Annotated in this window: 17 protein-coding genes and 1 tRNA gene; 6 read left to right on the top strand and 12 right to left on the bottom strand. The window is 35.9% G+C overall.

The genetic code is table 11. From position 1 onward, the window contains the following. Positions 1–290: 290 nt before the first annotated feature. The gene (locus UABHE_RS12290; RefSeq protein ID WP_372370603.1) at positions 291–539 is read left to right on the top strand and encodes a 2Fe-2S iron-sulfur cluster-binding protein; all 249 of its coding nucleotides are present in this window, start codon (positions 291–293) and stop codon (positions 537–539) included. 234 nt (positions 540–773) lie between these two features. Here UABHE_RS12290 and UABHE_RS12295 read toward each other — a convergent pair whose 3' ends face one another. The 3 genes from UABHE_RS12295 to UABHE_RS12305 are packed head-to-tail and all read right to left on the bottom strand — an operon-like array spanning position 774 to position 4418. Next, positions 774–1907, bottom strand: coding sequence for a S8 family serine peptidase (locus UABHE_RS12295; protein WP_372370604.1), 1134 nt, complete (start codon positions 1905–1907; stop codon positions 774–776). Beyond that, positions 1894–3720, bottom strand: a complete 1827-nt coding sequence (locus UABHE_RS12300; protein WP_372370606.1) for a S8 family peptidase — start codon at positions 3718–3720, stop codon at positions 1894–1896. The genes UABHE_RS12295 and UABHE_RS12300 overlap by 14 nt, the downstream gene beginning before the upstream one ends. A 14-nt stretch (positions 3721–3734) precedes the next feature. Then, complete coding sequence (locus UABHE_RS12305) at positions 3735–4418, bottom strand: hypothetical protein (RefSeq protein ID WP_372370607.1); 684 nt, start codon at positions 4416–4418, stop codon at positions 3735–3737. A gap of 151 nt (positions 4419–4569) precedes the next feature. On the opposite strand from UABHE_RS12305, the gene UABHE_RS12310 reads away from it, so the two are divergent. The 3 genes from UABHE_RS12310 to UABHE_RS12320 all read left to right on the top strand — a co-directional run bounded on the left by UABHE_RS12310 (position 4570) and on the right by UABHE_RS12320 (position 11255). Continuing rightward, a complete protein-coding gene (locus tag UABHE_RS12310; protein ID WP_372370608.1) occupies positions 4570–5430 on the top strand; it encodes a hypothetical protein in 861 nt (286 codons plus the stop codon). A 184-nt stretch (positions 5431–5614) separates the two neighbouring features. Continuing rightward, complete coding sequence (locus UABHE_RS12315; protein ID WP_372370610.1) at positions 5615–10315, top strand: DUF3320 domain-containing protein; 4701 nt, start codon at positions 5615–5617, stop codon at positions 10313–10315. 97 nt (positions 10316–10412) lie between these two features. Beyond that, complete coding sequence (locus tag UABHE_RS12320) at positions 10413–11255, top strand: metallophosphoesterase (protein ID WP_372370611.1); 843 nt, start codon at positions 10413–10415, stop codon at positions 11253–11255. A 76-nt stretch (positions 11256–11331) separates the two neighbouring features. Here the strand turns inward: UABHE_RS12320 and UABHE_RS12325 are convergent, their stop codons facing one another. Both UABHE_RS12325 and UABHE_RS12330 read right to left on the bottom strand, forming a co-directional pair. Next, complete coding sequence (locus UABHE_RS12325) at positions 11332–12525, bottom strand: MFS transporter (protein WP_372370612.1); 1194 nt, start codon at positions 12523–12525, stop codon at positions 11332–11334. 313 nt (positions 12526–12838) lie between these two features. Further along, entirely contained in the window at positions 12839–13774 is a 936-nt protein-coding gene (locus UABHE_RS12330) for a toll/interleukin-1 receptor domain-containing protein (RefSeq protein ID WP_372370613.1), read from the bottom strand. A gap of 472 nt (positions 13775–14246) precedes the next feature. Between UABHE_RS12330 and UABHE_RS12335 the strand changes: the two genes are divergently transcribed. Next, positions 14247–16031 carry a serine hydrolase domain-containing protein gene (locus UABHE_RS12335; RefSeq protein ID WP_372370614.1) on the top strand — a complete coding sequence of 595 codons (1785 nt, stop codon included), beginning with the start codon at positions 14247–14249 and terminating at the stop codon, positions 16029–16031. Positions 16032–16095: 64 nt separating this feature from the next. On the opposite strand, the gene lepB is transcribed toward UABHE_RS12335, so the two are convergent. From lepB to UABHE_RS12370, 7 genes are all read right to left on the bottom strand, one after another. Next, positions 16096–16656, bottom strand: coding sequence for a signal peptidase I (lepB, locus tag UABHE_RS12340; protein ID WP_372370615.1), 561 nt, complete (start codon positions 16654–16656; stop codon positions 16096–16098). After that, complete coding sequence (locus UABHE_RS12345; protein WP_372370616.1) at positions 16649–16903, bottom strand: hypothetical protein; 255 nt, start codon at positions 16901–16903, stop codon at positions 16649–16651. Before UABHE_RS12345 ends, lepB begins: the two co-directional genes overlap by 8 nt. Before the next feature lie 9 nt (positions 16904–16912). Further along, complete coding sequence (locus tag UABHE_RS12350) at positions 16913–17968, bottom strand: radical SAM protein (RefSeq protein WP_372370617.1); 1056 nt, start codon at positions 17966–17968, stop codon at positions 16913–16915. Between the two features lie 1048 nt (positions 17969–19016). Continuing rightward, positions 19017–19853: a type II secretion system protein J gene (locus UABHE_RS12355; RefSeq protein ID WP_372370618.1), complete on the bottom strand. Its 837-nt coding sequence runs from the start codon at positions 19851–19853 to the stop codon at positions 19017–19019. Between the two features lie 2 nt (positions 19854–19855). Then, positions 19856–20296: a prepilin-type N-terminal cleavage/methylation domain-containing protein gene (locus tag UABHE_RS12360; protein WP_372370619.1), complete on the bottom strand. Its 441-nt coding sequence runs from the start codon at positions 20294–20296 to the stop codon at positions 19856–19858. Positions 20297–20304: 8 nt separating this feature from the next. Continuing rightward, complete coding sequence (locus tag UABHE_RS12365) at positions 20305–22038, bottom strand: HEAT repeat domain-containing protein (protein WP_372370621.1); 1734 nt, start codon at positions 22036–22038, stop codon at positions 20305–20307. Positions 22039–22047: 9 nt separating this feature from the next. Further along, positions 22048–23397 (bottom strand): hypothetical protein, encoded by a 1350-nt coding sequence (locus UABHE_RS12370; RefSeq protein ID WP_372370622.1) that lies wholly within the window; start codon positions 23395–23397, stop codon positions 22048–22050. A gap of 730 nt (positions 23398–24127) precedes the next feature. Between UABHE_RS12370 and UABHE_RS12375 the strand changes: the two genes are divergently transcribed. Next, positions 24128–24201, top strand: a tRNA-His gene (locus tag UABHE_RS12375). The last annotated feature ends 77 nt before the right edge of the window (positions 24202–24278 follow it).

Consider the following 24278-nt stretch of genomic DNA (forward strand, 5'->3'; position numbering starts at 1 on the left):
AATACGATCTCGATCCCTGAAAATCAACTAACCAAATAAGTAATGATAAGTACAAATTTACATAAAAAATCGAAACCGAAAAATCGTAACACAAATATTGCATTACTTTTGAGAATCAAACTTTTTTCTCAATTATTTTCTCTCTCGTAAGTAATCTCAGCTTTCTCATTTTCACCGAGTGTTTTGTAACATCCATACAACTCATAATACGATTGCTCTATAGGATAGAGCTGCCGCAAAAAATAAAATATTGGATTCGTTTGGATTTTCCTACGAAAGGGAATTTTAAAATGAGCTACAAGGTTATATTTCTCAAATCAAATATTTCCATTTACTGGAAAGAGGGAAGTGTTCTAGAGTTGGCAGAAGAACATGGCGTTGACATTGATTTTGGGGATCGTTGTGGTCACTGTGGTTGTTGTAAAACAAAACTTATCTCTGGAAAAGTTCTCTATATTAGTAAAGTTGCTTTGCCAGAGGAAGGGTTTTTTCTTCCTTGTGTGACACAACCAATTACCGATATTGTAATTGATGCGTAAAATAACTGGCAATTCACAATTTAAACAGTGGTAAACTCATAAGATACTAAAGTGTAATGTAGAAACGGTTTTGTAATGCCTTCACAAACAATTGCAAAACTTATTTAACGCCGATTGACAAATACAAAAAATGGCAAACGCTATTCATTTGAATTTGTAATACGGGCGGCACAAGACCGCCCCTACACCGCACTGTTATAAAGAAAATCTATTTTGGAAAGCACTAATTTACATTTACTTTAAAGCTTCCAAAAACTTGCTTATATCAAGAGTATTTCCGCCAGCAACGTAGTTGTTTAGTTCTTCAATTTCAACACTACCCTTGCTTGATAACAAAGCTGCAAAATATTCCTCGTAAGTTTTTTCTGAGCCGTGCTCTGAGATAGCTAAAGCAATTGCAGCTGTTACGTGAGCGGCAGCAATACTTGTAGAGCTAACTTTTTTATAAGTATTGTTCGGTGCTGTTGTAAGCACATCTTTCCCAGGAGCAGTTGTATGAACAAATTGATAGCTATAATTTGCTAAGAAAGGCTTTTTGTTGTTTTTGTCTATACTTGTGACAATAAAAACATTTTCGTATGCAGAAAAGATTTTATGCAAGCCATCACTACTACCAAGTTCCATATGAATATTTCCCGCACCAACAACAACCGGAATACCTAAATCTTGTGCCTTGTTAAGAGCTTGCTCTATCGCTTTAGTTTCAATACGGCTTATCTCAGGATAAGGCGAAAGTTTTACACTAATCAAATTAATAAGAGCAATATCTGGTTTTACTTCGCTAATATGCATTAAAGCACGAGCAAGTGTAGGAATGCGTGACTGTCCATTTGTGTTAATGTAACGCACAGGATAGATCGACGCCTTCTTTAAAATCCCTTTAACTCCTTTACCGTTGTTATGCGCTGCGGCAATTACTCCTGCCAGGTAGGTATCGTAGCCATAACGATCATATGCTAAACCATCGTTATCTACAAAATCCCAACCTACAAAGTTATCGACGAAATTGTCACCGTCGTCGTCTTTATTATTGAACGAACTACCATTACTAGGATTTTTTTCCTTGAGTTCTTTCATATTGATATGAATGTTTTCGCGCAAGTCTTCATGGTTATAGTCTATACCACTACCAACAATCATTATTTTTACTGCTTTACTACTAGAATATTGATCCCAAACACGTGGAGCAGATGTTTTTTGTAAATTCCATTGTTCAGAGTATAAAGGGTCTTCCTGCTCTTCACCTACGGTTATATGTTTAGGCATAGGATCTATATTTGGCTTAGGAGGTTTTACTACTCTTTTTCCTTCACAAGCAGCCCCTAACAATAACAATATTACAAATATACAAAGTTTACTCTTCCCCATTTTTATCCTCCGCTTTCACGTATTCAATCTTGTCAATGACGAAACCCGCACTTTCAAAATTTGCAAATGTTTCAGAAAGTATCGGAATATAGCATATAGTTTTGCCTGTAGCATCTTGCATGCATAGAGTTGCTCCAGCGCGAAAACCTTCGTCTGGTGTTTTAAACTCTTTTTCTTCATTTTTTTCAATAGCAACTAATGCATTAGCAAAACGCACTAACGCAGCATCTCCTTTTATCCATGGAGTCCAAAACCCTTGAGGGTATTGCTTTTCCACTTTAAAAACAAGACGGTATGACTTATCGTAAATAGCAATAAAATCAAAATTTGGGATATCAGCAACTAGCCACTTGAAATGTACGCGGATATACTCAGATTCTGGTTCAGCGATTCTCCAGGTTTTGTCAAAAAGCTCTTCATTGTAACGTGGTGCTGTAATTTCAATATCTTTGCTTTGAACATTGTCAGACTGGTGAAAAGAATTTACTTTGTTGGTCAAGGCACTGTGGACATTTAAACGACCTTGGCTAGAAACTAGACCAGAAAGTTGTGGTAGAACATCTACAGTTGTCAGTAATCTCTTTTTTATATCCAACGGTTTATTGCGAAGTTCAGGATCATTTGCAATCAGAAGAGCTGCAGCACCTGAAACAAAAGGGGCAGCCATACTTGTACCTGAAAAAGCAGCGTAAGCAAATTTTTTATTAGAACTTTTACTTAGCGGTATAGTACTCATAATAGAAACCCCAGGAGCGGCAATATGTACAGTTGAAGCTCCGTAGTTGCTAAAGTTAGCAATTTGATCTTTGTTGTCGGTTGCAGCAACAGAAATAACATTGTCTATTTCATAATTAGATGGATAATGAGGAAAATGATCATTGTTTGATGCACTATTTCCCGCAGCAGCTACAAACAAAACACCACTGTTTTTTGCTTTTTGCATGGCGTATTCTAGAAGATCATCTTTTCCACCACCACCCCAGCTATTTGACAATACATCTACTTTATTCTTGATTCCGTAAAGTATAGCTCGGTAGGCATCAGCACTTGATCCTCCTCCATCTTTGTTCAAAAATTTTAATGCCATTAATTTTACATTCCAATTAACTCCAGCAATTCCCTTGTAGTTATTTGGAGTAGCACCTATAATTCCAGCACAGTGTGTTCCGTGTGAATTATCATCCATTGGATCTGGATGTCCAAGTTGACCATGGTAAGTTCTTTTGCGACTACCGGTGATAAAATTCCATCCATATTTATCATCTGTATAGCCATTACCATCATCATCTTTGCCATCAATACCCTTTAATTCTTTTTCGTTTACCCACATGTTACCTTTTAAATCGGGATGAGTGTAGTCGATGCCTGTATCCACTACTCCTACGATCACTTCGCGGCTACCCTTACTTATCTCCCAAGCTTTAAGTATAGAGATATCAGCACCAGCTGTTCCTTGGGCTCCAGTAGGACTATCTTGACCAATATTGTTCATTCCCCACTGATGCAACCAAAATGTATCTTTAGGGGGCTTTGTGTCGCGCAAAGAATGAATCCAGTTTAACTGGGCAAAATCAATTTCTCGAAGTTCTCTCATTGCATCGACAATTTGTAAAACGTTCGCATTTTTTTGTAAGTGCAATAAATAGATATTAGTATCAAGTATTTGAATATCGGTAATCTTCTGCTGATTTTTGACTAGGTAATCTTTTGCGACTTGTAGATTCCCTTTTATAATGATCTCTGATGCCACATAGTCTTTGGCATGCAAAAATGCACAACTAACAAGTAGCAAAACAAGCAACTTTTTTTTCATGTTATAAGCTCCCCTTATTTGAGTTTTGTATATAATTCATGACTTATGTGGCTAAAACGTTGCTTAAAAAACAACAAGACAGGGTGAACTTTCGGTTCTGTAGAAAAATGTAATGTCTTTTTAACAGAAGAGAGCCAGTCGATGATAAATAAATTTTTCAGAGAAAATACTTGTTGTACTGACCATTGTGCCCCAGTACTTTTTGCGCTAACTGTTAAACTAATAGATCTAATATCAAATTTGTCCATTGCAAAATCAAAATGGTCAGTATATAACTTACATGGACCATCAAGCTGTATCGTGACCATCGGAAACACTTTGACTTTAGGATTTTTAATCATTTCATCAGGATAGTCAACAGTTGTTACTTTGAATGCAACTAAAACTTCAGGGTAATAATCAATGGTCGATTTAGCAAAAAAATACACTTTTTTTTGTACAGTAATTGACTTTTTGCGCGGATCTTTTCTTTCGCTTATCACTTCTTCAAAAATTTTATCAAGTCTTTCAACATAATACTCTTTGCTTAGAGTTTTGAAAAAATTGTCAGCAAAAACTTGTGGTTTTAAAGTAGCTTTGTTACTCCACATAGTAGTGGAAGAAACTGCACTTGGACTTAGAGCTACCTTGTTTACCAAAGGAGCCTGGGCAGTTAAAAACGCTGAGAACAACAATAAACATATGATAAATCTTTTCATACAACATCCTTAATATAGGGATACGCCCTAGAACAAAAATACAAGTTCTTTACATAAAGAGTACAAGGAGAAAGGAGAAATGTCAAACACCGAAATATCACTCGTTGTAAGTTACGAATAATTATAAACTATATTTAGAAAGAGGTATCACGTGGAAAAAAAACTATTTCTACTTTTTGTTTTTAGCATTATTTTTGCAACAGCATTTTATGAAAACTATGGTATTCCAGACACACAAACATCCGCAATATTCATATTTCTTATTATTGGTAATTTTTTGTGCGTAAAATACAGTAAGCATTATAAAATGCTAATCTCTTGTATTACACCGTTTTTTTTGATTGGTCTTTTGTTATTTCCTCAAGGAGATTATTTACAGGATGTAACCAGAGGTAGAGAAGGAATTCGGCCCATTTTTTTTACTACCTTTATTAAAAACGGCCCGAATACTAGTCTCCTAAATAAATACCTTGGACATGCTCCACCAGTATGGCAACATCTCTGCCCAGGTCCAGGTATGCTAAACCAGGTCTCTGACGGTGGCGAACGTGTCGAATCGCAATCTCTTCTTCGTCGCGAATATCTATCTAAATACCTAAAACTTTTGCCTTCAGAAGAAGCCAGAAAACAAGTATTACAATGCTTGAGTGATTCTAAAAACTATTTGCGTTTTCATCAAGGACTGTTACTTGCTTGTTTAGGAGAATGGCACTACCCGCAAAATATGGATAGTCATTCATGGTGGGAAAAGCACGCCATTTTTTTTAGGCGAGAAAAAAATGTGAGAAAAGCAGCGTCGATGGTTCTAGAATGGAAAGAAAAAGTAGCTAACTCCTCAAGAAAAAAAACTTGGCCTATTGATTGTCAATTATACGCAATGAAATGTTTAGAAGAGTCGCATTGGGCGGTAGAATCAGCAAAGGAACTAGGATATGAGCTCAAAGTGACACAGATGTATATCATAAATGGTATTGCGAAATCATATCAAAAACAGCCAGTGTGGTGGAAATAATCATCTTTATAAAAAGAAAATTAATTGTCTTAAACTTGACAAAAAAAAATTATCGCATACTATTATTGTAAACGATCAGTAAAACTTTTATCGATTAAAATTTTCTTATATGTAAAATAGGGCGTGTCACTTGGCACGCCTTACGCGTTTTATATGTTAAAATAGTCATGCTGGAGAAGAGAATATGCAGGGATTTTCTACCTCGGACATAGAAAAACAGTTGCAATTAGCACGTCAGAGTTTACTCGATTTAACAATGCGTAACCGCTTAATCAACTACCAACCTTCCTCGTCGCGTAGTATAAAAATTATGGAAGAAGATGCGCGTGGAGCTTATGATTTTCTTGTGATAAAAGGCAAGAATATAGAAATCAAACCTGGATTTTCTCCTAAAAAAGCACAAAAAAACCTCGACCCTGATGAAGTTATTGACGAAGAACAAGTGGAAAAAGAACGTCAAGATGAGCGCGAACAGCAAGAAAAGCGCGACCGCGGAGTTAGATATACAGATTTGAAAGCAAAAGAAGTTGAAAAGCGCATGTTTAACGTCTATCAAAAAGCGCGCATGATCATAGAGGAGCAAGGGTATACAGCCCTGTTTGTTGCCGCAGGATTTTTAAAGTGGATCGATGACAAAGAAAGTTGCTTTTCTCCTCTTATTCTAATTCCTGTTGAGTTATTTCGCACACGTGTCGGACGTTCTTTTAAGCTGCGCTGGACAGGTGAAGACATCATCACCAACATTTCTCTACAAGCCAAATTAAAAGAACGCGGAGTGTTACTGCCTGACTTTGAGATGCCAGATCGCATTAGCGGAATAGATAAATACATTAAGCAACTTTCAAAAACTCTCGAAGAACAAGAACAGTGGCAAGTAGAAAACGATGTATATCTTGACTTCTTTAGTTTTACTAAGTTTGTAATGTACAACGACTTAGCTCCAGAAGCGTGGCCAGAAGACATGACACCTGCAAAACACCATTTGATACAATCTATTTTTTACTCAAAAGAGAGTAACGCTCCAAAAAATGAAGAAACAGAGTTCAACGGCCCGATGAAAGATTTGTATCATGTAATGGATACCGACGCTTCGCAAATGGCGATTATTGAAGATGCTAAACGTGGTAAAAACTTAGTCGTTGAAGGCCCTCCCGGCACAGGAAAATCACAAACAATCACTAATATTATCGCCGATTTTATGGCGCGCGAAAAGAGTGTATTGTTTGTCAGCGAAAAGATGGCGGCACTTGAAGTTGTCAAAAGTCGTCTAGATAAGATAAGTTTAGGAGATTTTTGTCTTGAACTTCACAGTCGTAAAGCACGAAAACAAGATGTTTTAAGCGAACTGCAACGCACTTTATCCATGCCTGGCCCACAACAACCAGAAATGGAAGAAAAGTTTTTACAAATAGAGAATTTGCGCGGCGAATTAAACGATTACGTCGATATTCTACAAAACCCTATTGGCGAAATTGGCTTATCTCCTTTTGATTTACATTTGATGCGCGAATCAGCACGTAAACATTTTCAAGGAGAAGATGTCCCGCGAATGACTTTTCAAGAAATAGAAAATGTTGCTGTTAGTGACTGGGAAAAAGCCAAGTCTTTGTGTATTAGCTTTTCACAAGCGCTCGAAGTAGTTCAGCCAGTGTCTTCTCACCCATGGCGCCAGTGTGCTCCAGGAATGATTTTACCTTCTGATGAAGATTCCATAAAAAAACAACTACAAAATACTTTAGCTCACATAGAAAGTGTTCGCGAAAGTATTGAATATTTACAACAAACAACACATGTGTGCTTGCCTGAAAGTTTAGGCGACTTAGCCAAAATAGTCGATGCCACAAAATTGATGGCCGATATCCGTAAGATTTCTCAAAAAGTTATAGAACATCGCGAATGGGAAAATCCAACCGGTCGCCCACAATACCTAATTGAACAAGTAGAAAAAGCGCAAAAACTAAAAAGTGAAATACTAGAAAAATTTGAAGAACGCGTTTTGAATAAAGATGTTCCTGATATCTTGCGCGAATTTAAGCATAGTGCCATGAAATTGTTACATCCTTTAAATAGCCGTTTTCGTTATCTAAGATGGGACATTCGTTTTTGGTATAAAGACCACGCCAAAAGACCTCCTCAACAGGTAATACTCGACCTTGAGCAAGTAAACGATTATTTGAATCTCGTTCACGATATACAACAAAAATTCCAAGAAGGAACAAATCTTTTTGATTTTCTATGGCAAAGTGAAAATGGCGACACTACTTCTTTGCGTCTTTTTATGAAATGGATGGAGCAGTTAAAGTTCTTCTTATCGCGTAATATTCTTACCCAAGAATCATTGATTGCTCTTGAAAATGGCGTTGTACCTGAGGATATTCGTTTATGCACACAGCAAATTTCGGAAAGCCAGGATGCTTTACGCAAGAATATAGATGATTTATTCGAGAAAATGGGAGCAGAAGTACAAAAAACTTTTTCTAATAAGCTAGAAGATGTAAATCTCGATGTATTGTCTGAACAAGTCCAGTTATGGTTAAAAGAAATTCATCATTTACAGCGCTGGTCTCAATACTATTCCATCCGCAAACAGTGTTCGGACACAATCGCTTATTCAATGGTTGACATTATTGACGAAGATCTACTTACTCATCAAGATGTAATTCCATGTTTAGAAGCTAATTTAGCGGACGCTCTTCTTGAACATGCCTTTATTAAATATCCTTTCCTTGCCAATTTCATTAGTAAATTACACGAGAGTAAGATCAAACGCTTTTGCGATCTTGATAAAGAAATCATCTACTACAATCGCTACCGCTTATCTCATAAACTTCATTCACTACGACCACAAATTTTAGGTGGTGCTTCTCCAAATTCCGAAGCTGGTATTTTGCTTAGTGAATTTAATCGCAAACGCGGGCATATGCCTATTCGTAAGTTAATGACCCTAACTGGACATCTCATCCAAAAAGTAAAGCCTTGTTTTATGATGAGTCCACTGTCTATTGCAAAGTTCCTAGATCCACGTAATGTGCGTTTTGATGTCATTATTTTTGATGAGGCATCACAGGTACGTCCAGAAGATGCACTAGGAGCGCTACTACGCGGTAACCAAGTCATTATTATGGGAGATAGCCAACAATTACCTCCGACGAGCTTTTTTGATTCTCTAATCCAAGAAACGGAAAGTGAAATTGCTTCTATTTCCGATATGGAAAGCATTCTGCACCAATGTAAACGTACTTTTCCAACACGAATGTTGACAAACCACTATCGTAGCCGTCACGAGTCGCTCATTGCCGTTTCAAATAAACAATTTTATCACAACAACTTGACTGTTTTTCCTTCCCCTGTAGCACATTCAAATCGCTTAGGCTTGCATTTAAATTACCTAAAAGATACTATATACGATCGCGGTGGAAGTCGCATAAATTTAAAAGAAGCAAAAAGCGTTGCAAAAGCAATTACTGAACACTACCGTAATTTTCCAGAAAAAAGTTTAGGTGTGGGTACTTTCAACATTCAACAACAACAAGCTATCTTACAAGAGATTGAGCTCGAGATGATCAAGTACCCTGAAGTGGAAGAGGCAATCCAAAATAATACCTACGAACCACTGTTTATAAAGAACTTGGAAACTATTCAAGGTGACGAAAGAGACGTTATCTTCTTAAGTATGGGCTACGGTTTCGATCAACAAGGCAAACTTTCCCACAATTTTGGACCGCTAAATCAAGATGGTGGCGAACGACGCTTAAACGTTCTCATCTCGCGAGCCCGCGAAAAATGCGTTGTGTTCTCTAACTTTCGCGGACGTGATCTCCGAACAGATTCACAAAGTCCTCAAGGATTACAAGTTTTAAAAATGTTCCTTGATTTTGCTGAAAACCGCCAACTAAAGCGCGTAGATCATTTTGCAATAGCATCATCAGCAATGCAGGAAACGTTGGAAGAATTTATAGAAAACCAAGGATATAAAGTTGAACGAAATATCGGTTGCGGCAACTTTCGCATTGATTTAGCTGTTGTTCATCCTCATAATGACAACTACTATTCTTTAGCAATCGAAATCGACAGCAAAAAATACCTAGATAACCCATTCACTCGCGAACGTGAGCGTCTATATCGCGAAATATTACGTGGTCTTGGTTGGAATCTACACCAAGTCTGGTTTCCTGAATGGTATCGTAATAAGGAAGCGACAGAAAACGCTCTTCTCGAAATTATAGAAAATAGTAATCGTGAGTCTCTGGATATTTTTCCCTCAAATGAAGAATCGATCGAAGAAAACTTACCAGCACCACCGCTCAAAGAGAAAAAAGAGCCAAAACAAGAACCAATTTCGGAATACAAAGTGTGCAAAAAACTGAGTTTTGATGTTTCCGGTGACTTACAGCAACAGCCAGAAGCAATAGTAATTGCAACAATAAGCGAAATTGTTGAAGTAGAAGGCCCCATTCATATCGAAGAACTTTTGCGCCGCATTCGCGTACTATGGAGCATCAAACGCAGCTCAAGTAAGTTTACCGAGCTAATAGCACAAACGATAAGTGAAGCGGAGGAACAAGGGCGCATTTGTATTCGCGAAGATTTTATATGGCCATATGACATGACACAAGTTATAGTAAGACGCCGTTTTAATGATCCACCAGCAAAGGTTGACTTTATCTGTGACGAAGAAATGAATACTGCACTAAAATTAGTTATTAAACGCCAACACGCCACAAAAATTAAGGATCTAATCAAACAAGCGTCGCGCTACATGGGCTTTAAAACAGTAACGCGAACTGTTAGCGACAAAATAGGAACTCTAGTTGAAGAACTTGTTGTACAACAAGTTCTAGTAGAGCTCTCAAACGGAATGCTTGATTTACAAGAAAATGTATAGGGCACGTTCCCTAATATCACTCAAATTTTAGTTAAAATCTTTGGGGGTAAAAGTGACTTTGTCAGGTCGCTTTTACACTCAAAATAGGAGAATGTAAATGACAAAATACGCGGTGCTATCTGATATACATGCGAATTTAGCAGCACTCGATGTAGTACTGGATGATATTGATGAGCGTAATATAGAAGAAATTATTGTACTAGGTGATGTTATTGGGTACGGACCTAGCCCCCGAGAGTGTTGGAAAGAAATTTCAGAACAAGCAACATTTATTTTAATAGGTGATCACGAACAAGATGTTATTTCTAATGCGAGGCCCGCAGACGAAATGGCAGCATGGACAGCGAAAAAAATGAAGAATCTCGATAGTTGGGATGCTTTTGCACGTATGACAAAAACCAATCTAACAGAACATGCACAAAAGATCTATGAAGGTAACTTCTTTGTTCATGCTGCTCCTAAAAACACAACTAAAGAACGCATTTGGCCTGGTTATGAAGATTTTTATATTTCATACAACAGCCAACTAGATAAGCGCCTACAAGGATTCATGAACGATTTCCCTACAGACCACGGCTTTTTCGGACACACACATATACCTACTGTAATGACTGGTTATGAAAATTGTAGTATCTTTGATACAGGAGGCCCGTGGAACAAAGAATTGACCTTTATAGGCCCAAATAGCATATTCTATGTTCCCAAAGGCAACACGCGCATTGACAATATCGAAGGAAAACTAGTTTTTATAAACCCTGGAAGTGTAGGGCAACCAAAAGATGGCGACAACCGAGCATGTTACGCAATCTACGACGAAAACTCTATCGAGTTTATACGCCTAGAGTATGATATAGAAGAAACAAAGGGAAAACTGGAAAAACTAAGCGTTGACAAAGAAATCACCAGCCACTTAAGCGAACGTCTGCAAAAAGGACTGTAAGTAATAAATACGTAAAATGAAAATAGCCATAACTCAAAATAAGTTATGGCTATTTTTTATTTTCACTTGCAAAGTTCTAGCTTTTTTCATCGAGTAAACCGCACTGCCATAGTGCGAAAAGAACTACACTTCCAGCAATTGTTGCACTAACTGCAATGTAGAAAAAGCTTGTTTGTACTCCGTACTTGTCAGCAACCACACCTAAAAACGGTAAAAACAAAGCATAACCTAAACGAGTCACCATACTTTGTACAGAAATCATTGTTGCTCGTACTTCCGATGTAACAAGGCGATTTAGATAGGCTGAAAAAACGATCTGTGAAAAACCTCTTACAAATTGATGTCCTAATGTAAATAAGAAACTAAAAGGCAGTACCCAAATCCCCATAAACAAAGAACTTAAAACGAGTATAGGCATTAATATAATTATTGAAAATCGAATCCCTAGAGTTTTTTCTAACCAATATGAATATTTAGAAACAACACCAGCGAAAACATTATAAAGTGCAAAAATAATCCCGTAATACTCAATATGCACACCTGTGTACTTGAAATATGGCTGGTAAAGCCACAGTACGCTGTGGTAAAAACACACAACAACAGCACAAAACAACAAAAATGAGCATATTTGCCTTTGAGAAAAAGCATGCGTTTTTATGATAAAAATTAATTTTTTAAGATAACCTTTTTTTACAATAATTCTGCTACGCTTTGGCTCCACAAAACTAAGAGCAGTAGGAATCATAAAAAACATTGTTGTTGCTGTTGCAATAATAGGAACGCGCAAATCCCATTTAGCTAAAAAACCACCTATCACATTAAAAACTGCGCACATTGTCGCAGCATAAAACATAGCATTACCCCAAATTCTTTGGTATTCATCTTCGCGATTAAGCTCTTTCAATGTGTCATATATAAGGGCGCTATCAGCACCAGACGTTAATGATAAAGCAATAGCAATAATTGCTTCAGCAATAACAAAATGGTAAAAATGATAGCTAAAACAATAAACGGTAAAAGAAATAAAAAAACAAGTTCCGCCAATGACCAATGATACTTTTCGTCCAAATAAATCAGCAAAATAGCCCGAAGGAATTTCGAGAACAAGTACAATTAACGAAAATATTGTTTGCAACAACATGATTTGAGTCATAGAAAGCCCACGCTCTTGCCAAAATAAAACAAGAATAGGAATTGCAATTCCTATAGAAAAGTGTAGAGTCTTGAATAAATAATATTTCCATATGTTTGCTGATAGATTTTTATGCACAACAGATCCTTATTGACAGCTGATGTTGTAAAATTGCAGAAAATCAGGTAAAATAGTAGTATTTATCATAGATATAGGATGTTTATCGCAAAACCATCAATGGCATTTTTATTACAAATACCTAGGTAGGTTATAAAAATTGTAAAGCTAATTTTACTGAGTTTAGGAACTCTATATTTCCTCAACTAGCAACATACAAGTAATGGCCATGATTACCAAAAACTAGTCTGTTGCTCAGTATGAATCAAACCATTATTAGTAGAAAACCTAAATACTAGGAACAAATCAAACCATTGGCAATTAGATATTCTGATTATTTTTGTTGAACATAGAAATGATTGCACTTTACAACACTTCGCCAAGGACGTAGCCCAACTCTACCACTAAGAGATTCTGTTAAGTTTACGGTATACTCAGTTTCATCGTCGATAATAACTTTGAGCTTGTCTGGTTCTACAGATATACTCAGGGAATACGAGCGCCCTGCTTCTGCAATAAAATCAACGCCTGCATCTACATGTTTATAATCCCCAAACTCATCTCCTCCATCATTACCAATCAACTCTAATAAGACTCGTCGAGTAGAAAAAAGTAAATGATAATATCTTCTGATGTTATTTGGAGCACTCCATCCAAGGACCAATCCCGAATTTCCCGATCCTTTCTTTCCAAAGCGAATTGTTGTATTAATTGTATAAGGAGGCTTATATTCCTGCTGAGATAAAAGATAGTTGTACATTCCTTCTCCCGAAATTAACTTGCTATTCTCATCGATTTCCCAAGCGCCTATTTTTAGCAAATCTTTCCAGTTATCGGTAAAGTGCTCACTATCTACTTGAACTCTCTTCTGAGATTTTGGAGCAAGTTTGTCAACTAATGCCTGCACTTGTTCAGGAGTTTCAATACGGCATCCATGGCTCATACGAATAATATCTATTAAATCTTTTGGCTCAACAGACATAAAAGCAGGGATCATTTCTTTATTTAGAATCCAAGCTGCTCCCGCTTCGGCATTAACCCAAAGACTATCTTTAGAGCGAGGAGTAAGTATAAAAAGAATTCGACGTGAGGATAAAATTGCACCGTGAATCGTATCCAACCAATCTTTACTAAGAGAAATATCTTTTTCTGCCAAAAAACAATTCACTCCAGCACTGTCAAGAGCAGAGGCTAAGTTTGCAGCAAAAGAACCATCTTCATTCGTATAGCTAATAAAAACATCGTAGTTATATTCTTTTTCATTTTCCATGGTAAACCCTTTGTTTTCTATTGTTAAATTCGCTGACATTACGAAAATATGTTTTATGTAAGTAAAAGTGCTGTCAAATATTCAGTTTAGTAGGGTATTTTCGTATAGTATTATAAATATAATACTATATAATTTTTACATATGCTTAAAATGATTAGGGTCTGTCATCAATTAAAACATTATACTAAAAATTCGTGACTGTAACCGTAACCTGTGACCCTAGCTGTAATCGTGATCGTAGCAATAATCATAACCGAACAACTGCGATTTCTTTTTCAATAAATACTTAAAATATTCGGTTCAGGATCGGATCGGATTCGGGAACGTAAAAAATACCAAACTTTCTACTAGCACAAGTTGTGTTAAATTATACAATATAGCAGAACTTCTGTAAAAGATGCTAAAATTTGCAAGTACACTACTCTGAATTTAGTGTACAAACTATGTGACTTCTACCCAAAGGGATAATGTTATGGTTAGATTTTTATATATCGCAGTCTTGTTCGTGTCCACTTTGCATTTCCATGCTATAGAGTTTTCAAATTATAACATTCCTGATAATGCCCATAAAAAAATAATGAGTTTACAACAATCGCAAATTCAAGTAACAGCATTTACTCCTAAAGGAGGATGGATTGTTACTACAACAACTGGGCAACATTTTTATCAAAAAATCCCTAATAGCTGCGAAGAAAAACTTTTGTCGATTCGAGATAAAGAACAAATTCGCGATGTCATTTTCTATTCTGACAATGATGGTTGGGTTATCTTAACAAACACCAATATTTATTTTGATGATATTCCATTAGAGTGCCAAAATAAGCTGGAAAAAATTTCTGCGAAAGATAATTACGTATACATCAACTTTACGCAAAAAAACGGCTGGATTATTATCACACAAAACCAAGTTTTTTCAAAAAACGTTTCTGGTGAATGCATACAAATAATAAAGAATTTCCAACAAGGCTTTAGAAATGTACATCGAGTTATTTTTTTTGCAAATGGCTGGGTAGTTTTGGCTAAAGATCTATATTTTGCTAAAAATATTCCTAACCGCTGTTATCAACAGCTACAAAAGTTCAATCGCGAAAATCATCTTGTTCATAATATCGCAACTACTTATAACAATGGATGGTCAATTGTTTCAAACAAAAGTATAAACAACATCCCTTTACATCCTTCCAGGTTATTTGAAAAACAATCATCGATCTGGCAATCAATGGCGAATCTCAATGTTATCGGAATAAGTGTAGCTGTTGTTGTTGATAATAAAGTAGATTGGGTATGTAATTATGGCTTGCTTGAAAAATCTCAACCATATCCTGTAACTAAAAATAGCGTTTTTCAAGCAGCATCAATAAGCAAAACATTATGTGCCGTAAGTGTTCTAAAACTAGTAGAGCAAAAAAAACTTTCTCTCAACACAGATATTCGCCAATGTGTAAATAGCCGTTACCTATCTTATCGTTCTTGTTTACAAAACGGTAATCTTGCAGTAACAGTGCAACAACTCTTAAGCCATAGATCAGGAATTATTGGACGTGGGACTACGTATCCGCTAAGTACTTGCTCTAACTTCGGTAGTGGTGGAGGTGGTTTTGCAGGATACTTAGATAATAAAAATCTACCAAGCATTGATAATATTCTATTAGGACACTCAAAGAGCAACTCTCCGCGTATAGAATTTAGCCATTACCCAAATCAACGCCTTAGCTACTCTGGTAGTGGTTATGTACTATTGCAAAAAATAATAGAAAACATAACACAACAAGATTATGCTACTTGGGCACAAGAAAATTTATTTCAACCACTCAATATGAAAAATAGTACATTTACAAAAGATGTGATCACCAAATTCTCTACTGCTAATATTGCAAGCGGACATGATTCTTACGGCTCAGTGATAAAAGGAAAGCGTAGATTTTATCCTGAATCAACTGCTGCTGGTTTATATACAACAGTTACAGACTTAGCAAATGTTATTATACTACTTAACCAACAAGGGATATTCGATAAAAATAACCTACTAAACTCACAAGATGTTCATGCCATGCTACAAGAAGATTTAGGTGTTTTTAGTTCTGGTAGTGGAAATTACCTTTCATATAGTCATAGTGGTTCAAATGCAGGTTTTAAAACTGTCTATTATGGTTTTCCACATCATAAAAGTGGTATCGTTATTTTTTCGAATAGCGATGGTGCTTCTTTTTGGATTAATAAGCTTGTAACGACAATCAGGTCTATCTACAACTGGTAAAATCAAACAAGTATGTAAAACCACTACACATAATAATTATATCCGTAGTGATTTTACTATTTTGTTAACGAACAAAGCCAATTCTATTCCATGGCCATACAATGAACCACGCGCGTCCAATGATATTTCTACGGCGTAAAACACCTGAAAAACGGCTATCATAAGAATCTCGCGAATGATCTCCCAAAACAAAATAACCATCTTTGATAGTCACTTTTCGACCGATATAAAGAGAGCCAAATGCATAGTATTTCAAGAAATCTAAATGCGGCGGGCGAGAAAGAGGGACTTCATCTATCAGTACCCACAATTTCTTAGGGTCAATCGATATCGTTTCTCCAGATAAGCCTGCTACCCGCTTCATAACTTGTATACCGTCCTTGTTTTGAAACGTGACTATTTCCCAACGCTTAGGATTGCGAAACCAATATGTCCATTTTTCAGTAAGGACCCAATCTCCATTGTTACGATTAGTTCCTTGTAATGTTGGGCTCATAGAATATGAAGAAATGATACTCAAATCGAATAGTAAAAAGTATAAGAAGAATATAAAACCTATTATTGCAAAAACGCGTTCTACCATTCGAAAGAGTTTTCGTTTCCATTGACTCGTTTGTTTAGTCATGACACTCGTCTTGCGACTTATTAAAAGCTTTCTCTTGTTCTTCAATAGCTGCTCGAACCTGTGCTTCATTCTGTTGCCATTGTATTTTAGCCGAAGTAGTGCTTCCCATAGTAGTACTTCTTAATGCTGGTACATCTACAAAAGCAGCAGTAATCGCAGCTCCTCCTATAAAAACAGCTGCCAGAGCTAAGGTTGATCCTAAATCAGAGCTAGGAGGTTGCGAAGGGTCCCAATCGTTATCATCCATATTTTTCTCCTAAGTTAAAGTTTTTAGAGCCTTCAATGTTTCTTCCATACATAGTTTGTTTACCATACACAATAACAAATCCGGTTCTCGTGTTTTTCCTGTTCGTATGTAGTTACTGCACTGACAACTAGTACTGCACAAAGATTGAATAGAACAACCACGACACTCTTCATGACACGATTCATTTTGTTGCTCTTGTGGTAGAAAGTTATCTTTACCATCCATCACATGTCCTGGCATACGCATCGCATTCAACTCAGAGTCTTCACCGATTAATCTTTCACAAGGGTAGAGATTTCCGGCAGGTGAAACCGCAATTTCTCCGTTTCCAAAACTACAACGTGCCGTTTTGTTTGTTGGAATTTGCGCATATTTTATTGTTTTTTCATCAAACCAGTTAACACCACACGTAGGTAACTTTTTTCGCCATACCTGCGCACATTCTTTAATCATTGCTTGCAGAGGCAAAGAATCTTTTCTTCCCCATTTAGTCCACAAGTCAAGTGAAAGATCTGCTTGCTTAACTCCTAACCCAAACAAATATTCTATTCCCTTTGCCACAGACGAAAGATTGTTAGGCCTAACCACCATTACCACACGAAATTCTCGTTGAGCTGCCAACAGTTTTTGTATAGTGGCAATAACTATTGACGACGTGCCCTTGCCATCAACAGTTATACGGCAAGAATCATGAACTTCAGGAAGACCATCACAACTAATTGCCACAAAAATATGTGGATGGGTCATCACTTGCCACGCCTCTTCATGAACAATAGTACCGTTAGTAGTTATGTTTGCAACAATGCGAATGGATTTTTTTTCGGCGCAGAGACTTACATAATCAAGAAGCTGAAGAATTAATCCAGATTCAACTAATGGCTCTCCACCAAAAAAACCCAATTCAATGGTTCCGTCATCTGTTATAGACGCAATCGCACGATCAATAGCTTTTTTAGCTGTACCTAGATCCATACGTCTCTGAAATTTACTGCCTGTGTAACAATAAGTACAGCGTAAATTACACGCATGGTTTACCATCAAAGTTAATCCAAAATTCGTAAACATAACATCCTATCATCAATTTCTAATAATATTTATTGTTAGCGTTCAATATAGGGCGTGTCATCATTCAAAATATTATGTGTTTTTTCGAGCCCGAGCCCGTTTGCGAGCCCGCGCCCGAAAACTTTTTGAGAGCGACAGAAAGTGATTTATTGGTTCAATACTAGTTTTTTGCGATGGAAAAAGAAACTTTGCTTCTTTGATAAATTGTTAGTGAAAGTTTCGGAAACGGGCTCGGGCTCGAAAAAACACATAATATTTTGAATGATGACACGCCCTAAATTATATCGCAATTTTTTTATCTCCAAAATATCTATAAACATCTAAGGTTTGTTAACATTTAAAATTCGAAATCACTCTCAAGCCCGTTTTCGAAAATAAAGGCCATTTTCTAATATCAGCACATTCATATCGTAAATCGCGTCGCAAATAGATTATTTGCCGAAAACAACTATTAATAAGTCAGTGAACCTGTTTTGATAAATTAGAAATATCAAATGCGAGACGACCTATCCGTTAGATAGTTTCTCTAACTAACTTTGGTAGTGGCAGAGTAGTTTAGCAAGATACTTAGATAATAAAATCGATTACTGTTATTCTATTAGGACATCTGAAGAGTAACTCACCGTATAGAATTCAGTTATTCCCAAATCAACGTCTTAGTTACTCTGACAGAGGTTAAGCACTACTGCAAGAAATGATAAAAAACGATAACAACCATAGGCATAGTTATCTTTTTCGAATAGCGGTGGTAACTATTGGATCAATAAACTTGTCACAACAATTATGTCTATCTACAACTGGTAAAAATCGCTGTTTTTTTTCACAGTTGTTTCTTTTAGCATTGTTAATCTTTGCATTCATAGAATCAAACAAGTAATAAAATCACCACACATAAAAATTGTATGATATAGAATATTGATTTTACTATTTTGTCAACCAACAACGCCAACCGTTTTCACGCCATACAATAAACTATATGTATCTAGCACCATGTAATCTTGTTTTGTATATTACTATCTTGCTAGACCATCATATACTGGTAAAGAACTTACTTCTTTTTATTTCCGTTTCCGTTTCCGTTTCCGTTTCCGTTTCCAGAAGAATTGGGTTCTGGTTCTGGTTCTGGTTCTGGTTCTGGTTCTGGTTCTGAATCAATCCCACCACTTCCACCACCATTTCCATTGTCGCTATTATCAGTTATATCATTGTTATTCGTATTTTGATTATTATTTTGATTATTTTCTGCACTAGGGTCAAAATCTTCTAAAAAAGGGTGCGGCGAAGCTAAATTTAAAGATGTTTGATAGTTGGCAACAAACATATTACCTCCACCTCTACTTCTAAATATGGAAACAGATATACTTACCCGTCCATCTTGCATTGTAAAACTAACTCCTCGACGAAAAGAAGGGGTTCTGTTACCATTATTACCCGGCCAGTCGTCTGTACTTATTATGTTACGTGATAGTACAATAGTTAAACCATTACCTTTAGTTAGAGTCAATGTTCCTACCTGAATACCATTTTCAATACGGTCATCTTGATAAAAAAATCTATTAATATCACCTAAATTTCCAAGAGCATCTATTTTTTTTATGTATTCGATATCATTGCTGTCTGCTGGAGCTGTTCCATTTTGGGGATTTACTGAAGGCAGACCTGTTCCTTGAATCCATATTCTATTTTCTAGAACATCAACTAACTCTGCTGTTATTTTTTCAACAACTATTTTTGCTTCTAATTTTGCTGCCTCTTTCATCGACTTTTCCGCATATACTCCCAATGAAGTTGAAATAAAAGAACCAATCATAATAGACAACGATGAAAATATTGCTACTGCTATTATCAGTTCAAGTAGTGTAAAACCCTTATTCTTTTTCTTCATTGTTATTCCCCTAAAAATATCATACGGTTTAAAACGTATTGCCTGTTATCATTTGCAGTATTTATATTATGCCAAAGAATTCTTATCGTTATTACTCTTGTTTCGATACCACCAATTATTTTAGGATTAGCTATCTCAACTGCACCAGCAGATGAACCGTCAACTTGTGCAATCATATTTTCATACGGTTGACCAGACTCTGGTACTGAAAAAGTTGCATTGTCAAAATCTAAAAGAGTGTCCTGGTCTTTATCAAAAGCTTCTAATATTTCTTCCATTTTTTGCTGGGCAGCATAAATAGCTATAGAGTCTTCCTCTAATGAGCGATCTAGCATTGCAGATACAGATAAAAATCCTGCAGCTCCAGCTGCAATAATACTTAGAATTGCAATCGCAATTAAAATTTCAAGTAGAGTTAAACCAGTTTGTTTTTTCTGATACATTTCCCCTCCTATTTCTCTCTGTACCAATGATACCAAGTATTATAATCGTTTTCAAAATCTTGTTTTGTGATAGTTAATAAAGTGGAATAACTAAGTATTTGTAGATTTTTGTCTTTTTCATTTAGTAACTCGATTAACAGTGGTATGCTTTCCCAATCTCTTATTTTACGTAAAGTTTTTATTATTTTTTTTTGGAGTTCTATCGTTAGTTTATATTTTTGCATTAAAGCTCTTAATGGCGCAGCAGCTTTTCGCGATTTAATGTTTCCTAATTGTTGAATTGCGGCATCTAATAAGTCACCTTCACCAGTCTCTAGCAACTCAAGCAAGCCTTCTTCGCTATCGTTGTAGTGCAAAGGTTGAGCTTCCCACCATTTTTTCCATAGGTAAGGGTCTTGTTCAAGTTGTATTTTACTCTGTCTTTTTAATATAGTATGGATAAGCCTTTTGTTTATTTCCTCAGGCTCTTGCTCAAACAAGGAGATTAAAACACCAAAAAACTCTCGATAGTTTAATTTTTCAAGATATAAACACGCTTGTCTGCGTATTTTAGCTGAACGATGAAACATTAAGTCCTCTACTATATGCAATGTATTTATGTCTCTATACTTTGCCAGCTCTTGTAAAGTAGAAACGATGTTTTCCTCGGATACGCTGTATAAATTCGATGTAAGTTCAGAAATAGCATAAGCGTTTTCTTTATTTCTTACCCACCAACTTTCCCACAGTGCTTTTTGCAAAGGATATTTTTGCCCTGTTACATTGCGTAACGCCCAATGAGAACTTTCTCTCACTAAGTCACTTGAATCATCTAGAAAAGAAATTAATTTGGGAATTACTTTTGCATTTTGCGTTTTACCTAATGCATATATCGCCTTACGTTTATACACAAGGTCTTTGTTTTCTGTAAGACTATATAATTTTGATATTGCATCACTTGTCGCTAATATTCCTAGTGAATCAATAGCGGCTAATGATATTGCTCTATTACTTGATTTCGAATAGCGATGCAAAATAGAAACAGCTCTCTTGTATTTAATTTTTCCCAGAAGTATAATTAATCCTGCATCTTCATCTTGTATGTTTATATTAGTGTTAAAGTATTTTAGTAGTATGGAGCCCACAGATTTTTTTTGATTGATTTTTTGTAGTATATTATAAGTTGTAATGATGCTCTGCTTTTGTCGAATGAGAGAAAATAAGAAAAATATATGTGCTTGCTGATAACTATTCCGCAAAAGGTTTAAACAATTGCGAAAGACCATAACATCTGGGTGCTTTTTTATTTCATTTAGCATTAGTATGATGTATGGACTTTTAGCTTTAATTGTCGCTTTACAAACATTTTCATAAAATGAAACGCTATATTCTACAGTGTTAGTAAGGCCGATAGACTGCTGATATTTGAGCTTATCTTTTTCAATTGATTTACTTATTTCAAATATCAAGCACTTATAATATTCATCTTTTAGATTTTTTTTTATAAAAGAATAACGATTTTTAGAAAGATTTTTTAATATTTCATCTTCTATTTCTTGAGTTACTTGTGGATCATTGTATTTAATGGAAGATTTCAAATAATTTTTTGGAATGACCATATGATTTTTATTTTGACTAACAACAACAAATTCAGGATAACTTGTTATTTCTCCGATTATTTTGCTTGAGTCTTTAAGAATAATCAGCTGTTTTTCTGAATATAAACATATCGTTAGAACAAAGAGCATAAACAATATTCTCACAAGAAACTCCTAATTTACACTTGTGCGATGGATACCGCCTGTATGTAATACAAAAACAAAATTTCCTTCCCCTTCACTTTGAGGGTTTCCATTAATAAAATCACTAAAGCCAGCATTACCAGTAATACGAATTCTATTCGCAGCAATGTTCCCAAAAAATTGATTTGTTCCTAAAATTTTGACATTGGCATCAGGAGCATACATAATGCCATAAAAATCGCTCGTTCCATTTAGTTTTACATCATCAGTACTAGAACTCGTTGATATGTGTGCAATTTTTACTTGTAAATTTTGAGGGTCAATAGTTTCATTGGTAACAGAATGCCCATTGAAGGTTGCTTTTCCTGAAATAAATAATTTTAATGTTGCTCCTTGCGGAATTACAATCCCACCACCAGCATTTATAGTTAAATCACCTTGTACGTAGATTTCTGTATCACCTGCAATATTTAGTGTACCTTTTACCGTAAGGTCAGTGAAGTGATTTACTCCCGATAAATTATGATCCCCTTTTTTAAAATTTCCATTTGAAGGCGATGTTTGAGGAAAATCAATTTCTACAGGCGGTAATTCGAAAGGCTTATTGAGATTACTTGTTGCTTCTTCAACTGTCTGTCCTACAGGTGGAACTACATTTTCGCTCCCATTTAAAACTCCATCTGGACCAGGGTGTATTTCTCCTAGAAAAGGCACAGAGAGGTTTATATCACCATTAGATGCGAACAATGCTTTGCCTGGTTCAGGAAAAGACAATACTTGTGCAGAACCTCCAATCTCGAGTAATTCGTCAGCAGCATTTCTTGGTATAATACCATTGGTATTTGATCGCACTTGCATTATTAGGCCGCGAAATGCTGTTGCTTCGCGGTCAAAGACCCCTACAGATACTACATCGAAGTCATTTTCGCTAGGATTTTGTATAGATTGCACTGCTGTTAAACGCACGCGAAAGTCATTATTATCTCTTTGTCTAATAGGGGTATTTGCAAGAGCTTGATCATATACCCGTCGAGCAAGCGTGTTAAAACTAGCAGGGTTATCATTTCCAGTAGCCAATTCAAACCATTCTTCCGTGCCATTATCATCAACAAGAACAACGACAGAGTCCCAATTACTACAGTTACCATGGACTTCTGTAGGTCTTTGGTTATTGTTTAAAAACTCGCGAATAGCAAGTGTTGTTGCTTGCAAACCGGATTGCGCAGCTTGGTGACAAGATTTTAGAGCTTTTTGCTGTCTAGTATATTTTGCATGAGTTGCAGATTTAGTAAGTAAAGTACCAATAATCCCCATTACAACTATTGCCATGACCATAACAAGCATTAGAGCTGAACCTTTTTTTCGATTAATATGTTTCACTAAATATTCTCCTTACCCAAGGTCTAATTTTTAGACATTCTAATCCAATATTAAACTTCCAAATGATTATATCCTACAATAAAGTAATACTAGTACGCAAAGTTAAAATAATCAAAAATAACCAAGTATCTTATATTTTCAAAAAAAACTATCTATTTGGATTTTACTATACTAAAAATCTTCTGAAAGGATTTTGGAGAAATCACAAAGAAAAATGTTGTGTTTTCATGATAGATATTTTATTGCTTTCTAAACATAACAACAAAGATAACTGCCCTCTTATTAGGGCGTGTCATCATTCAAAATATTGTGTGTTTTTTCGAGCCCGAGCCCGTTTGCGAGCCCGTTTCCGAAACTTTCACTAACAATTTATCAAAGAAGCAAAGTTTCTTTTTCCATCGCAAAAAACTAGTATTAAACCAATAAATCACTTTCTGTCGCTCTCAAAAAGTTTTCGGGCGCGGGCTCGCAAACGGGCTCGGGCTCAATACTACTGGCGTATCATTAAATGAATCCGTTATATTTTTATCTGTATTGAACGACGACACGCCCTAATACACTTTTTGTGCGAAAATATTTGGTTTATCGATTACAAGAAAGAAGGAAGAAGCTCAGATTATGATTCAATTGTCAAACGGAACAACAAAAAAACTACAAATAAATAAAAAAGTAAATTTTTTATCTTGACTTTTTTCAAAAGTATAGTATTATTTGAAGACTAATCAAACATGCGGCTGTAGCTTAGCTGGTTAAAGCGCCTGATTGTGGTTCAGGAGATCGTAGGTTCGAGTCCTACCAGCTGTACAATTCTTTATCCTCCCATCAAACTAAATATACAAAATAACCAAATCCAAGTACCAAAACCCCCAAAAATACAAAGG

It is taken from the genome of Candidatus Uabimicrobium helgolandensis (assembly GCF_041508025.1).
Taxonomy (GTDB): domain Bacteria; phylum Planctomycetota; class Uabimicrobiia; order Uabimicrobiales; family Uabimicrobiaceae; genus Uabimicrobium; species Uabimicrobium helgolandensis.